The organism is Burkholderia sp. AU33423, from assembly GCF_002223135.1.
GTDB classification, from domain to species: Bacteria; Pseudomonadota; Gammaproteobacteria; order Burkholderiales; family Burkholderiaceae; genus Burkholderia; species Burkholderia lata_D.
On record NZ_NKFH01000004.1, the window covers coordinates 41,105 to 55,500 of the forward strand.

Below are 14,396 nucleotides of genomic sequence, written 5' to 3' on the forward strand. Positions count from 1 at the left end.
AAAGGAGCAATCAGATGGCACACAAAAAGGCAGGCGGCTCTTCCCGGAACGGCCGCGACTCCGAGTCGAAACGTCTCGGCGTGAAAGTGTACGGCGGCCAGGCAATCAATGCCGGCGGCATCATCGTGCGTCAGCGCGGTACGCGCATGCACGCAGGCGAGAACGTCGGCATGGGCAAGGATCACACCCTGTTCGCGCTGGTAGACGGTCACGTCAAGTTCGCGACGAAGGGCGCGGACAAGAAGCATCTGGTCATCGTTGTCCCGGCGGCTGCCTAAGTTCAGGCACCCACGGGCTTCGTAGCCGAAAGGCCCCGCAGTCTTCGCGGGGCCTTTTTTTATTTGGTCGTCAGGCGCGTGTGCGTTGGGGCGGCCATCGCGCAACCGGCGTACGATCGGCCGAACGGCAGATTGTTCAAGCGCGCCGGCGCGCGGCACAATAGCGGAAATACTGGGCGGAGTGACGAATGAAGTTCATTGACGAAGCACGAATCGAAGTCATCGCCGGAGACGGAGGCGATGGCAGTGCGTCGATGCGCCGCGAGAAATTCGTCCCGTTCGGCGGGCCGGACGGCGGCGACGGCGGCCGGGGCGGTAGCGTATACGCGATCGCCGACCGCAACATCAACACGCTGATCGACTACCGTTACGCGAAGAAGCACCTGGCGCGCAACGGTGAAAACGGGCGCGGATCGGATTGCTACGGCAAGGGCGGCGACGACGTCACGCTGCGCATGCCGGTCGGCACGATCATCAGCGACATGGATACCGGCGAGCTGATCGCCGACCTGACCGAGCACGACCAGCAGGTGATGCTTGCCCAGGGCGGCGCCGGCGGGCTCGGCAACCTGCATTTCAAGTCGAGCACGAACCGCGCGCCGCGCCAGAAGACGGACGGCAAGCCCGGCGAGCGTCGCATGCTGAAGCTCGAGCTGAAGGTGCTCGCCGATGTCGGCCTGCTCGGCATGCCGAACGCAGGCAAGTCGACGTTCATCTCGTCGGTGTCGAACGCGCGGCCGAAGATCGCCGACTATCCGTTCACGACGCTTGCGCCGAATCTCGGCGTGGTGCGCGTCGGCCCGAGCAAGAGCTTCGTGATCGCCGACATCCCGGGGCTGATCGAGGGCGCCGCCGAAGGTGCGGGCCTCGGCCATCAGTTCCTGCGCCACCTGCAGCGCACCGGCGTGCTGCTGCATCTGGTCGATCTCGCGCCGTTCGACGAAAGCGTCGATCCGGTCGCGGAAGCGACGGCGATCGTCGGCGAGCTGCGCAAGTACGACGAGGCGCTCTACGAGAAGCCGCGCTGGCTCGTGCTCAACAAGCTCGACATGGTGCCGGAAGACGAGCGCAAGGCACGGGTCGAGGATTTCCTCGAGCGCTTCGAGTGGGACGGCCCCGTGTTCGAGATCTCGGCACTGACCGGTCAGGGCTGTGAAGCGCTGTGCTACGCGATCTACGACTACCTCTCCGAACATTCGGACGCGCATCGCGCGGCGGAGGCGGAAGATCTCGCGGCAGACGTGCGTTTCCGCGACGCACCGCCTGCCAAGGGCGATGCAGCGTCGGGCGACGACGCCTGAGCGATTCCGGAACGCGCCGGGCATGCCGCCCGGCGCCGGCTCAATCGCGCCCGGTCGGAAAGGCAGCAGATACAGGAGACAGTGCAGGATGCGTTCGATCATCGCGGATTCGAAGCGATTGGTGGTGAAGGTGGGCTCCAGCCTCGTGACCAACGACGGCAAGGGGCTCGATCATGAGGCAATCGGCCGTTGGGCGGCTCAGATCGCCGCACTGCGCGCCCAGGGCAAGGAAGTCGTGCTCGTCAGTTCGGGCGCGATTGCCGAAGGGATGCAGCGGCTCGGCTGGAGCAAGCGACCGCGGGAAATCGACGAGTTGCAGGCTGCCGCCGCAGTCGGCCAGATGGGGCTCGCGCAGGTCTATGAAAGCCGCTTCACCGAGCACGACATCCGCACCGCGCAGATCCTGCTGACGCATGCCGATCTGGCAGACCGCGAGCGCTACCTGAATGCGCGTTCGACGCTGCTGACGCTGTTGCGGCTTGGCGTCGTGCCGATCATCAACGAGAACGACACGGTCGTCACCGACGAAATCAAGTTCGGCGACAACGATACGCTCGGCGCGCTCGTGGCAAACCTGATCGAAGGCGATGCCCTGATCATCCTGACCGACCAGTCGGGGCTGTTCACGGCCGATCCGCGCAAGGACCCGAACGCGACGCTCGTTGCGGAAGCCAATGCAGGCGCGCCGGAACTCGAGGCGATGGCCGGCGGGGCGGGTTCGAGCCTCGGCCGCGGCGGGATGCTGACGAAGATCCTCGCGGCGAAGCGCGCGGCGCACAGCGGCGCGAACACCGTGATCGCGAGCGGCCGGGAGGCCGACGTGCTCGTGCGTCTGGCGGCCGGTGAGGCGATCGGCACGCAACTGATCGCACGTACCGCGCGGATGGCGGCGCGCAAGCAGTGGATGGCCGACCATCTTCAGGTGCGCGGCCATGTCGTGATCGACGCAGGCGCGGTCGAGAAGCTGACGGCCGGCGGCAAGAGCCTGCTGCCGATCGGCGTGATCGACGTGCAGGGCGCGTTCGCGCGCGGCGAAGTCATCGCGTGTGTCGGTCCCGACGGCCGCGAAGTGGCGCGTGGGCTCACGAACTACAGCAGCGCGGAGACGAAACTGATTCACCGCAAGCCGAGTGGCGAGATCGAATCCGTGCTCGGCTACATGCTGGAGCCCGAATTGATCCATCGCGACAACCTGGTGCTGGTGTGACCCTTCGTGCCGGATCCGGCCGTCAAACGAAAAAGCCCGCGTGATGCGGGCTTTTTTCATGCGGCGGGCAGGGGCGCGGCGGGCGCCGCGTGCCGTCAGCGCAACTGGCTCATCGCGGTGCGGTGAAACCGGATGTTCTCCAGGATCTGCTGGGTCGTGCCCTGCGGCATCTTGTTCGAGCAGAAGTAGTCCTGATAGAGCGCCGAGTGGTAGGCATTCAGCTCGCCGTTCTCGATGCGCCGCCAGTCGTTCTCGACGGTGCGGTCCCAGCCGTCGTGTTCCGAATTCAGGCCGGCATACTGGCGCCATTCGTAGGTGTCGCAGCGGATACCTTCGTAGTTCACGTTGCGCGCACCGGCCGGGCTCGTGATGACGACCGCGTAGCGCACGACGCCATCGGTGCCGACCGCGAGCGACTTCGCATCGACGAAGAACTTGAGCGGCGTGTTCTGCGAGACGTTGAACGGCAGCAGGTCGCCCGTTTGCGGCAACGGCGGCAGCGAGTCGACCGTGTTTTCCTTCCAGGTGCCCTGGCGGTCCAGCAGATACACGAACTCGCTGTCATCCTTGTTGGTGGGCGTCTTCGAATTCGCGCAACCTGCCAGCGTGGCTACCGCGGCAATCGATGCGAGCGCGAGAGCAATCGCTTTCAATATGCATTCCTCGTAAAAAAAGGGCGCGACACCAAGGTCGCGCCCGGTCATGCAGTTCGATTCGTCATTTGCCGACGATCACGTGGGGCGGCATCTCGTCGAGCGTGCCCGCTTCCACTTCGATCTCCGAACAGACTACCGATGTGTCGACAATCGTCAGCGTCTGCTGGGCCTGTACGCCAATGACGCGCGGATAGCGCGACAGACGCGGCCCACGCGGCTTCTCGGCTCGCTGCGCCGGGCGGCGCAGGAAGCGCGACAGTTCCGTCAGCGCCAACTGATAGACATCCCGCTTGAACTCGATCACCGCATCGAGCGGCACCCAGTACTCGTTCCAGCGCCACGCATCGAACTCCGGGTGGTCGGTCGCGCGCAAGCAAATGTCGCAATCGCGTCCAACCATCCGCAGCAGGAACCAGATCTGCTTCTGGCCGCGGTAATGACCGCGTACTTCGCGTTTAATGAACTTGTCAGGCACCTCATAACGCAACCAGTCGCGGGTGCGGCCGATTATCTTGACGTGTTCCGGATGCAGGCCCGTTTCCTCGTGCAGTTCCCGGTACATCGCCTGCATGGGGGTCTCGCCGTACTTGATCCCACCTTGAGGAAACTGCCAAGAATGCTCGCGGAGCCGCTTGCCCCAAAACACCTCGTTGCGCGCGTTCAAGAGGATGATGCCGACGTTCGGGCGAAAGCCTTCACGATCCAGCATACAACCACCTTCGAATCCTTTAAAATTGCTTTGATTATAAACAGATAACGGGCGCTGCGCACCGTGACGGAGCGAATCCGCGCGGGGTGCACCGACTGAATTGTCCCTGATTAGTCTGCTAAGTCATCTGCGCCATCGTTGTTCGCGGCGCGCCGCTTTTTCACCTTGAAACTTTTTCGGGCGCCCCGCCTGGGGGCGCCGTTTTTGGAACCGTCCGCATGAAAGCTTCCCGTTTCTTTATCGGCACCCTGAAAGAAGCACCCGCCGACGCAGAGATCGTCAGCCACAAGCTGATGGTGCGCGCCGGCATGATCCGTCGCGTCGCCGGCGGCATCTATAACTACCTGCCGGTCGGCCTGCGTTCGATTCGCAAGGTCGAGGCGATCGTGCGCGAGGAAATGAACCGGGCGGGCGCCATCGAGCTGCTGATGCCGGCCGTGCAACCCGCCGAGCTGTGGCAGGAATCGGGCCGCTGGGAACAGTACGGCCCCGAGCTGCTGCGCTTCAAGGACCGCAAGGACAACGACTTCGTGATCGGGCCGACGCACGAGGAAGTCATCACCGACATCGCGCGCAACCAGATCAAGAGCTACCGGCAGATGCCGGTGAACTTCTACCAGATCCAGACGAAGTTCCGCGACGAGATCCGTCCGCGCTTCGGCGTGATGCGCGGCCGCGAATTCATCATGAAGGACGCGTACTCGTTCGACAAGGACGCGGCCGGCCTGAACGAGTCGTATCGCAAGATGTACGACGCGTACGTGCGCATCTTCACGCGCCTCGGCCTCGAGTTCCGTGCGGTCGCGGCCGACAGCGGCTCGATCGGCGGCAACTTCTCGCACGAATTCCACGTGATCGCCGACACCGGTGAAGACGCGATCGCGTACTGCCCGACGTCCGAATTCGCGGCGAACATCGAGGCGGCCGAAGCGCTGCCGCTGACGCCTGAGCGCGCGGCGCCGGCCGAAGCGATGGAGAAGGTCGCGACGCCGGGCAAGGCGAAGTGCGAAGCCGTCGCCGAGCTGCTGGCCATCCCGCTCGAGCGCACGATCAAGTCGATCGTGCTCGCGACCGACAACGAAGGCGCCGAGCCGACCATCTGGCTCGTGATGCTGCGCGGCGACCACGACCTGAACGAGATCAAGGTGTCGAAGCTGCCGGGCCTGAAGAACCACCGCTTCGCGACCGAGCAGGAAATCGTCGAGTGGTTCGGCACGCCGCCGGGCTATCTCGGCCCGGTCGGCACGAAGAAGCCCGTGAAGGTGATCGCGGACCGCACGGTCGCGAACATGAGCGACTTCGTCGTCGGCGCGAACGAGATCGACTACCACATCGCTGGCGTGAACTGGGGCCGCGACCTGCCCGAGCCGGACGTCGCCGACGTGCGCAACGTGAAGAAGGGCGACCCGTCGCCGGACGGCAAGGGCGTGATCGACATCTGCCGCGGCATCGAGGTCGGCCACGTCTTCCAGCTCGGCACCAAGTATTCGGAAGCGATGGGCGCGACGTTCCTCGACGAGTCGGGCAAGCCGCAGCCGATGCTGATGGGCTGCTACGGCGTCGGCGTCACGCGCATTCTCGGCGCGGCGATCGAGCAGAACTTCGACGACCGCGGCATCATCTGGCCCGAGTCGATCGCGCCGTTCGAAGTCGTGCTGTGCCCGATGGGCTATGACCGCAGCGACATGGTGCGCGAGACCGCCGACAAGCTGTACGCGGAACTCGTCGCTGCCGGCATCGACGTGATCCTCGACGATCGCGGCGAGCGCCCGGGCGTGATGTTCGCCGACTGGGAACTGATCGGCGTGCCGCATCGCCTCGTGATCGGCGAGCGCGGCCTGAAGGAAGGCAAGATCGAGTATCAGGGCCGCCGCGACGCCGAAGCGACGCTGCTGCCGGCCGACGCGGCTGCGGCGACGGTCGCGGAGAAGATCCGCGCCGCGCTCGCGCGCTAAGCGTACCGACCGGGGAACGCGGTGGAATACACCTTCCTGTCGGCCACCGTGCTCCTGGTGCTGATCACCGATCCGCTCGGCAACATCCCGCTGTTCATTTCGGCGATGCGGGATGTGCCGCGTGAGCGGCGCGTGAAGCTGATCCTGCGTGAAGTGGGGATCGCGTTCGTGATCCTGCTGTTCTTCATGCTGGTCGGTGATCGTTTCCTGCGGATGATGAGCCTCACCGACCTGTCGCTGCGGCTCGGCGGCGGGATCGTGCTGTTCCTGATCGCGCTGCGGATGATCTTCCCGCATCCGGACGGCGCGCTCGGCAACGATCCGCGAGCGGGCGGCGAGCCGTTCATCGTGCCGCTCGCGATTCCGGCGCTCGCCGGGCCGTCCGCGCTCGCGACGGTGATGCTGCTGACGTCGCAGGGGCCCGGCAAGATGCTCGAGTGGGTCGGCGCGCTGACGGTCACGATGATCGTCTGCGCGGTGACGCTGGTGCTGGCCGAGCGGATCCAGCAATGGATCGGCGAGCGGACCGTCGCGGCATTCGAGCGGCTGATGGGCCTCGTGCTCGTCGCGATTTCGGTCGAGATGATGCTGGGCGGCGTCCGCGTGTTCGTGCACCAGCTGTAGGGCGGGGCGGCGCACACTCAATGCGCGAAAAAAAGCGGCGCTCCGGGAAACCGGAGCGCCGCTTTCTCTTTATATAGTGCGGAGCGGGGTGCTCAGACGTTCGTGGTCAGCGCACGGATCGTCGGCAGGTTGCGCCAGTAGCCCTTCGCATCCATCCCGCAGCCGAACACGTAGCGGTCGGGCACCGCGAAGCCGCAGAAGTCGGGGTGCAGCGGCTTGGCCTTCGCGAGCGTCTTCTCGCACAGCACGGCCGACATGAAGCGCTGCGCGCCCATGTCGAGAATCCGGTCGCGGATCGCGGCCATCGTCTCGCCTTCGTCGAGGATGTCGTCGAGCACGAGCACGATCCGGTCTTTCACCGATTCGCGCGGCGCGACGCGCCAGTGCATTTCCGGGCTGCCCTGCGTCGTGTTGCGGTAGCGAGTCAGGTGGATGTAGTCGAATTCCAGCGGGAAATCGAGATGCGGCAGCAGCATCCCGGTAAACACCGCGGCGCCGCCCATCACCGAGAGAACGAGCGGGAACGCGTCGCCGATCTCGGCGCGGATCGCGTCGGCCATCTTGGAGATCGACGCGTTGACGGCGTCCGCCGAGACGATCTCTTCGGAGTGGTTGAAAATGTGGAGGGCTTCTTCGCGGTTCATGTGTTCTGGCGGGCAGTCGGTATACAAATAAGAATGAAGCAGAACGGCGGGCGCGCGCTACAGCAAAAACCCGCGCGCCGGCCGATGGGCGGAATCAGCGCATGCCGGGCATCATGCCCTTCAGGCCGCGCATCATCTTCTGCATGTTGCCGCCCTTCAGCTTCTTCATCATCGTACGCATCTGGTCGTACTGGTTCAGCATCCGGTTGACTTCCTGCACCGGCACGCCCGCGCCGGCTGCAATGCGGCGCTTGCGCGTCGCCTTGATGATCTCGGGTTTCGCGCGCTCGGCCGGCGTCATCGAGCTGATGATGCCTTCCATCCGGCGGATCGACTTCTCGGCCTGGCCCATGTCGGCGCCGGCCGCCGCCTGCTGGAACTGCGCAGGCAGCTTGTCCATCAGCGACGACAGGCCGCCCATGTTCTTCATCTGGGAGATCTGCGCGCGGAAATCGTTCAGGTCGAAGTCGCCGCCTTTCTTGACCTTGTCGGCGAGCTTCTGCGCGGCCTGCACGTCGACGCCGCGCTGCGCCTCCTCGACGAGCGCGAGGATGTCGCCCATGCCGAGGATCCGGTTCGCCATCCGGTCGGGGTGGAACACCTCGAGGCCGTCGAGCTTCTCGGCGACACCGACGAACTTGATCGGCTTGCCCGTGACGTGACGCACCGACAGCGCGGCGCCGCCGCGCGAGTCGCCGTCGAGCTTGGTCAGCACGACGCCGGTGAGCGGCAGCGTGTCGTTGAACGCCTTCGCGGTGTTGACCGCGTCCTGGCCGAGCATCGCGTCGACGACGAACAGCGTCTCGGCCGGCTTCAGCGTGCCGTGCAGCGCGGCGATTTCCTGCATCATCGCCTCGTCGATGCCGAGGCGGCCGGCCGTATCGACGATCAGCACGTCATGGTAGTGGCGCTTCGCCCAGTCGACGGCCGCGACCGCGATGTCGACGGGCTTCTGGTCGGGCGTGGACGGGAAGAAGTCGGCGCCGACCTGCTCGGTCACCGTTTTCAGCTGCATGATCGCGGCCGGACGATACACGTCGCACGACACCGTGAGCACCTTCTTCTTGTACTTCTCGCGCAGCAGCTTCGCGAGCTTGCCCACGGTCGTGGTCTTGCCCGCGCCCTGCAGGCCGGCCATCAGGATCACGGCGGGCGGCGTGACCGCGAGGTTCAGCTCGGCGGCCTTGCCTTCGTAGTCGCCGCCGATCACGGCGGTCAGTTCCTTCTGGACCACGCCGACCAGCGCCTGACCCGGCGACAGGCTGCTGATCACTTCTTCGCCGAGCGCCTTTTCCTTGACCTTGGCGATGAATTCGCGGACGACCGGCAGCGAAACGTCGGCCTCCAGCAGGGCGAGACGCACCTCGCGGAGCATCTCCTGCGTGTTCGCCTCGGTAAGCCGGGCCTCGCCGCGCAGCGTCTTGACGACGCGCGCCATCCGTTGAGTGAGATTGTCGAGCATGGGGAGCGATGGACAGTGGGGCCCGAAGGCGCGGCGGAACCGAACAAAGGGAGCCGTCGCGGGAAGGGGGCCTAGTGTAAACTTCGAACATGGATATTGTACTGTATGCCCTCACCGCATTCCTGTACGGCGGCCTCGCCGTCGCAGGCTGGCGCACGCACCGCCAGGGCGCGACGCCGCTCGTCGCGAGCGTGCCGGCCGTGCCGGTTCCCGCGTCCGCCGCGTCCGGGATGAGCGGGGCCGGCCGCGCGCTGCTGTTCGCCGCGCTGGTCGCGCACGGCGTGCTGCTCCACATGACGATCTTTCCGAACGACGCGATGGTGTTCGGCTTCGCGTTCGCGCTGTCCGCGATGTTCTGGCTCGGCGCCGGCATCTACTGGATCGAGAGCTTCTTCTTCCCGCTCGACAGCTTGCGCCTGCTGGTATTGCCGCTCGCGTGCGGCGCGTCGCTGCTGCCGCTCGTGTTCGGCGGCGTGCGGGTGCTTCCTTATGCCGCAGCACCGCTGTTCAAGCTGCACTTCCTGATCGCGAACATCGCATACGGCCTGTTCGCGATCGCGGCGCTGCACGCGGTCCTGATGCTGATGGTCGAGCGGCGCCTGCAGTCGCTGAGGAGCGGCGGGCGCGACGGCTCGACGGGCTGGATCGCGAGCTGGCTCGAGACGCTGCCGCCGCTGCTGACGCTCGAGAAGCTGCTGTTCCGCCTGATCGGCGCCGGCTTCGTGCTGCTCACGCTGACGCTCGCGTCGGGCATCCTGTTCAGCGAGCAGGTCGACGCGCGCGCGCTGCGGCTCGACCACAAGACGGTATTCGCGATCCTGTCGTGGCTGATGTTCGGCGGCCTGCTGGTCGCCCGCAAGACGTCGGGCTGGCGTGGCCGCGGTGCCGCGCGCTGGGTGCTCGTGTCGTTCGCCGCGCTGCTGCTCGCGTATGTCGGCAGCCGGTTCGTTTTCGAGGTGCTGCTGCACCGTTCCGTGGTTTGAACGCAGGTTTCCGATGCGACAGATTCTTCTCCTGATTCTTCTCTTCTTCGCGGGTTCGTGGATCGCGCGCAAGCTGCGCCAGGCCCAGGAGCACGCGCAGGCGCGCACCGGCCGCGGCGCCGGTTACGACGGCATGCCCGGCGCCGGCGGCGCGGGTGCGGGGCGCCCGAGCGGTGACGCGCGAGCGCTGCCCGAGCCGATGGTGCGCTGCGCAGAGTGCGGCGTGCATGCGCCGAAGGGCGACGCCGTCGCCGCGGGCGGTGAATACTTCTGCAGTGCCGAGCACGCGCAGCGCCACGCCGCACGGTCGAGCGGTCGCGACACACGATGAGCGACGCGCGGTTGCTGTCGGTCGACGCGAACGGCTGGGTGCGCGAAGCGCGCCATGCGCCGTCGCCGAACTTCGAGGTGCGGCCCGCAGGCGCGGTGCCGACGCTCGTGATCGTCCACAACATCAGCCTGCCGCCCGGCGAATTCGGCGGTGACGCGATCGAGGCGCTGTTCCTGAATCGTCTCGACTGCGATGCGCACCCCTATTACCAGAGCCACCTGCGCGACGTGCGCGTGTCCGCGCACTTCCTGATCCGCCGCAGCGGCGAACTCGTGCAGTTCGTGTCGTGCGACGAGCGTGCATGGCACGCGGGCTCCTCTGAATTCTTCGGCCGGCCGCGCTGCAACGACTTCTCCATCGGCATCGAGCTCGAAGGCGCGGACGACGTGCCGTTCGACGACGCGCAGTACGCCATGCTCGCCGCGCTCTCCCGCACGCTCGCGGCACGCTACCCGGTCGACGCATTCGCGGGGCACTCGGACGTCGCGCCGGGCCGCAAGACCGACCCGGGCCCGCATTTCGATTGGCAACGCTTCGCGAGCGATGCCGGTTTTTCCGCCGAATACTTTCCTTTCCGTCAGCACTGATCGCGGGGTTTTTTGAGCGGAGAAAGTTTTTTCTCCGACCAATGCCTTGCCGTGTCTGCACGTGAGCGATGTCAAGACCTCTATCGCAAATTCTCCGTTTTGATGTCCTCCGAATGTCCACTATACTTGGTGCCAGTTGAGCAGTTCCGCACTAGATATAGTGTGTGTCGCAGGGGAAACCCGAGCGGCACCGGCCGGCGGGCAACGCCGGCGGACAGGGTTCTCAGGGCGGCGCGTCAGGCCGGGCGGTCCGGGCGTCGCGATCAGCGCAGCGAACATCGACGGGGCAGGGTACACATGACGAAGCACACGACCGGATCGGTTGTCGCGCATCGACCGAACCGGCTTCCCCGGCGCATCGCTCGCCTCTTACCGCTCGCGCACCGCGTTGCGCAGCGTTCGTTTTAATCCGCGGTTCTCTCCGCACCATCCAACACCAGGAGCTTTGCACATGCAAACCACCGACAACGCGACGTCCCAGTACGAGAGCGCCTCGAGCCGTCCGCTCGGCGGGACCGAACAGGGCGCGAAGGCGCTCGCGCCGCAGGCCACGTTCGCCGACTACAAGGTGATCCGCCGCAACGGCAGCGTCGTATCGTTCGAACCCTCGAAGATCGCGATCGCGGTGACCAAGGCTTTCCTGGCCGTCAATGGCGGGCAGGGCGCGGCATCGGCGCGCGTACGCGAGCAGGTCGAGCAACTGACGCACAACGTCGTGCGCGCGCTCGTGCGCAGCCGCCCGAACGGCGGTACGTTCCATATCGAAGACATCCAGGACCAGGTCGAACTCGCGCTGATGCGCGGCGGCGAGCACAACGTCGCGCGTGCGTACGTGCTGTATCGCGAGAAGCGCCACCTCGAGCGCCAGCATGCGGGCGAGGAAGCGGCGGCAGCCGGCGGCGAGGCGAGCACCGGCATCAACGTCGTCGACAACGGCGTCACGCGTCCGCTCGACCTGAACGCGCTGCGCGCGCTGATCGTGTCGGCATGCGACGGCCTCGGCGCTGCGGTTAACCCTGACCCGATCGTTGCGGAAACGGTGAAGAACCTGTACGACGGCGTGCCGATGAGCCAGGTCTACGACTCGGCGATCCTGGCTGCGCGCACGATGATCGAGAAGGATCCGGCGTACAGCCAGGTCACGGCCCGCATCCTGCTGCACACGATCCGCCGCGAGATCCTCGGCGAGGAAGTGGTGCAGGCCGAGATGTCGACCCGTTACGCTGAATACTTCCCGCAGTTCCTGAAGCGCGGCGTCGACGCCGGCCTGCTCGACGACAAACTGCTGCAGTTCGACCTGAAGCGCCTCGGCGAAGCGCTCGACGCGAACCGCGACCTGCAGTTCGGCTACCTCGGCCTGCAGACGCTGTACGACCGCTACTTCCTGCACGTCGAGGGCACCCGCATCGAAATGCCGCAGGCATTCTTCATGCGCGTCGCGATGGGCCTGTCGCTGAACGAGATCGACCGCGAAACGCGCGCGATCGAGTTCTACAACGTGCTGTCCAGCTTCGACTTCATGAGCTCGACGCCGACGCTGTTCAACTCGGGCACGCACCGCTCGCAGCTGTCGTCGTGCTACCTGACGACCGTCGCGGACGATCTCGACGGCATCTATGAAGCGCTGAAGGAAAACGCGCTGCTGTCGAAGTTCGCCGGCGGCCTGGGCAACGACTGGACGCGCGTGCGTGCACTCGGCTCGCATATCAAGGGCACGAACGGCAAGTCGCAAGGCGTGGTCCCGTTCCTGAAGGTGGTCAACGACACGGCCGTCGCGGTCAACCAGGGCGGCAAGCGCAAGGGCGCGGTCTGCGCGTACCTCGAATCGTGGCACCTCGACATCGAGGAGTTCCTGGAGCTGCGCAAGAACACGGGCGACGATCGCCGCCGCACGCACGACATGAACACGGCGAACTGGATTCCCGACCTGTTCATGAAGCGCGTGATGGAAGGCGCCGACTGGACGCTGTTCTCGCCGTCGACCTGCCCGGACCTGCACGACAAGTTCGGCGCGGAATTCGAGGCGGCTTACACGGCTTACGAAGACAAGGTCGCACGCGGCGAGATCAAGCTGTTCAAGAAGATCCCGGCGCAGCAACTCTGGCGCAAGATGCTCGGCATGCTGTTCGAGACGGGCCACCCGTGGATCACGTTCAAGGATCCGTGCAACGTGCGCTCGCCGCAGCAGCACGTCGGCGTCGTCCACTCGTCGAACCTGTGCACGGAAATCACGCTGAACACGAGCGACACCGAAATCGCGGTGTGCAACCTCGGCTCGGTGAACCTCGTCGCCCACCTGGTGAAGCAGGCCGACGGCAGCTACGCGCTCGACCACGACAAGCTGAAGCGCACGATCAGCGTCGCGATGCGCATGCTCGACAACGTGATCGACATCAACTACTACGCGGTGCCGAAGGCGCGTAACTCGAACCTGAAGCACCGTCCGGTCGGCATGGGCATCATGGGCTTCCAGGACTGCCTGCACCTGCTGCGCACGCCGTACGCGTCGGAAGCGGCGGTCGAGTTCGCCGATCGTTCGATGGAAGCGGTCTGCTACTACGCGTACTACGCGTCGACCGAGCTGGCTGAAGAGCGCGGCCGCTACTCGAGCTACCGCGGCTCGCTGTGGGATCGCGGCATCCTCCCGCAGGACACGCTGAAGCTGCTGACGGAAGCACGCGGCGGCTACGTCGAAGTCGACACCTCCGAATCGCTCGACTGGACGTCGCTGCGTTCGCGGATCGCCACGCACGGCATGCGCAACTCGAACTGCGTCGCGATCGCGCCGACGGCGACGATCTCGAACATCATCGGCGTGTCGGCCTGTATCGAGCCGACCTTCCAGAACCTGTACGTGAAGTCGAACCTGTCGGGCGAATTCACGGTGGTGAACGAGTACCTGGTGCGCGACCTGAAGGAACGCGGCCTGTGGGACGAAGTGATGGTCGCCGACCTGAAGTACTTCGACGGCATGCTGTCGCGCATCGACCGCATCCCGGCCGACCTCCGCGCGATCTACGCGACCGCGTTCGAAGTCGACCCGACGTGGCTGGTCGAAGCGGCATCGCGTCGCCAGAAGTGGATCGACCAGGCGCAGTCGCTGAACATCTACATGGGCGGCGCGTCGGGCAAGAAGCTCGACGAGGTCTACAAGCTCGCATGGCTGCGCGGCCTGAAGACGACCTACTACCTCCGCACGATGGCGGCGACGCACGTCGAGAAGTCGACGGTCGCACACGGCGCGCTGAACGCCGTGCCGACGGGCGGCGGTTCGAGCAGCGGCGGCGCGCAAGGCGCGGCTGGCGGCTTCGGTGCGGCAGGCGGCGATGCGTCGTCGGGCGCGGTCAACGCGGCACCGGCACTCGCACCGGTCGAGGCGGATGGTCCGGTGTGCACGATGCGTCCGGGCGATCCCGGCTTCGACGAATGCGAAGCGTGCCAGTAACGCAGTGCGCCTGACCTGAGAAGCAGGTCAGCGCGGCGCACACGACGACCGATCGAGGTTGAAGTGTGCGCCGCTCTCAACTAAAAAAATGATAAGGAATCTGTAACGCGGCACCTGCGTTGCAGGCAGTGACAAGCGATCGAAACATCCCCGACGACGTCGTGTTTCGATCAGCGTTCGATGCGTCGAGCGCACCTCGCGATACACGCGCGAC

The 14,396-nt window shown here is 65.7% G+C and carries 13 protein-coding genes; 9 read left to right on the top strand and 4 right to left on the bottom strand.

Features of this window, described 5'->3' with window-relative positions:
• Nucleotides 1-14: 14 nt before the first annotated feature.
• The 3 genes from rpmA to proB all read left to right on the top strand — a co-directional run bounded on the left by rpmA (nucleotide 15) and on the right by proB (nucleotide 2,786).
• A complete protein-coding gene (gene rpmA / locus CFB50_RS02795; protein WP_006476999.1) occupies nucleotides 15-278 on the top strand; it encodes a 50S ribosomal protein L27 in 264 nt (87 codons plus the stop codon).
• 188 nt (nucleotides 279-466) lie between these two features.
• A complete protein-coding gene (gene obgE / locus CFB50_RS02800) occupies nucleotides 467-1,579 on the top strand; it encodes a GTPase ObgE (RefSeq protein ID WP_069247067.1) in 1,113 nt (370 codons plus the stop codon).
• Between the two features lie 88 nt (nucleotides 1,580-1,667).
• Nucleotides 1,668-2,786, top strand: a complete 1,119-nt coding sequence (gene proB / locus CFB50_RS02805; protein WP_089444908.1) for a glutamate 5-kinase — start codon at nucleotides 1,668-1,670, stop codon at nucleotides 2,784-2,786.
• 95 nt (nucleotides 2,787-2,881) lie between these two features.
• Here proB and CFB50_RS02810 read toward each other — a convergent pair whose 3' ends face one another.
• Together CFB50_RS02810 and CFB50_RS02815 are read right to left on the bottom strand one after the other, a co-directional pair.
• Nucleotides 2,882-3,490 (bottom strand): CNP1-like family protein, encoded by a 609-nt coding sequence (locus tag CFB50_RS02810; RefSeq protein ID WP_069247069.1) that lies wholly within the window; start codon nucleotides 3,488-3,490, stop codon nucleotides 2,882-2,884.
• 13 nt (nucleotides 3,491-3,503) lie between these two features.
• A complete protein-coding gene (locus CFB50_RS02815) occupies nucleotides 3,504-4,151 on the bottom strand; it encodes an RNA pyrophosphohydrolase (protein ID WP_069247070.1) in 648 nt (215 codons plus the stop codon).
• A 218-nt stretch (nucleotides 4,152-4,369) separates the two neighbouring features.
• Here CFB50_RS02815 and CFB50_RS02825 point away from each other — a divergent pair, with 218 nt between their 5' ends.
• Nucleotides 4,370-6,106 carry a proline--tRNA ligase gene (locus CFB50_RS02825; RefSeq protein ID WP_089444909.1) on the top strand — a complete coding sequence of 579 codons (1,737 nt, stop codon included), beginning with the start codon at nucleotides 4,370-4,372 and terminating at the stop codon, nucleotides 6,104-6,106.
• Between the two features lie 21 nt (nucleotides 6,107-6,127).
• Nucleotides 6,128-6,730, top strand: coding sequence for a MarC family protein (locus CFB50_RS02830; protein ID WP_069247072.1), 603 nt, complete (start codon nucleotides 6,128-6,130; stop codon nucleotides 6,728-6,730).
• A 92-nt stretch (nucleotides 6,731-6,822) separates the two neighbouring features.
• Here CFB50_RS02830 and CFB50_RS02835 read toward each other — a convergent pair whose 3' ends face one another.
• Both CFB50_RS02835 and ffh read right to left on the bottom strand, forming a co-directional pair.
• Complete coding sequence (locus tag CFB50_RS02835) at nucleotides 6,823-7,374, bottom strand: hypoxanthine-guanine phosphoribosyltransferase (RefSeq protein WP_069247073.1); 552 nt, start codon at nucleotides 7,372-7,374, stop codon at nucleotides 6,823-6,825.
• Nucleotides 7,375-7,468: 94 nt separating this feature from the next.
• Nucleotides 7,469-8,836 carry a signal recognition particle protein gene (ffh, locus tag CFB50_RS02840; protein ID WP_069247074.1) on the bottom strand — a complete coding sequence of 456 codons (1,368 nt, stop codon included), beginning with the start codon at nucleotides 8,834-8,836 and terminating at the stop codon, nucleotides 7,469-7,471.
• 89 nt (nucleotides 8,837-8,925) lie between these two features.
• On the opposite strand from ffh, the gene CFB50_RS02845 reads away from it, so the two are divergent.
• From CFB50_RS02845 to CFB50_RS02865, 4 genes are all read left to right on the top strand, one after another.
• Nucleotides 8,926-9,819, top strand: a complete 894-nt coding sequence (locus CFB50_RS02845; protein WP_027783481.1) for a cytochrome C assembly family protein — start codon at nucleotides 8,926-8,928, stop codon at nucleotides 9,817-9,819.
• 13 nt (nucleotides 9,820-9,832) lie between these two features.
• Nucleotides 9,833-10,150: a PP0621 family protein gene (locus tag CFB50_RS02850; RefSeq protein ID WP_089444910.1), complete on the top strand. Its 318-nt coding sequence runs from the start codon at nucleotides 9,833-9,835 to the stop codon at nucleotides 10,148-10,150.
• Nucleotides 10,147-10,737: a 1,6-anhydro-N-acetylmuramyl-L-alanine amidase AmpD gene (gene ampD, locus CFB50_RS02855; protein ID WP_089444911.1), complete on the top strand. Its 591-nt coding sequence runs from the start codon at nucleotides 10,147-10,149 to the stop codon at nucleotides 10,735-10,737. Before CFB50_RS02850 ends, ampD begins: the two co-directional genes overlap by 4 nt.
• 451 nt (nucleotides 10,738-11,188) lie before the next feature.
• Entirely contained in the window at nucleotides 11,189-14,182 is a 2,994-nt protein-coding gene (locus CFB50_RS02865; RefSeq protein WP_069247077.1) for a ribonucleoside-diphosphate reductase subunit alpha, read from the top strand.
• Nucleotides 14,183-14,396: the final 214 nt, after the last annotated feature.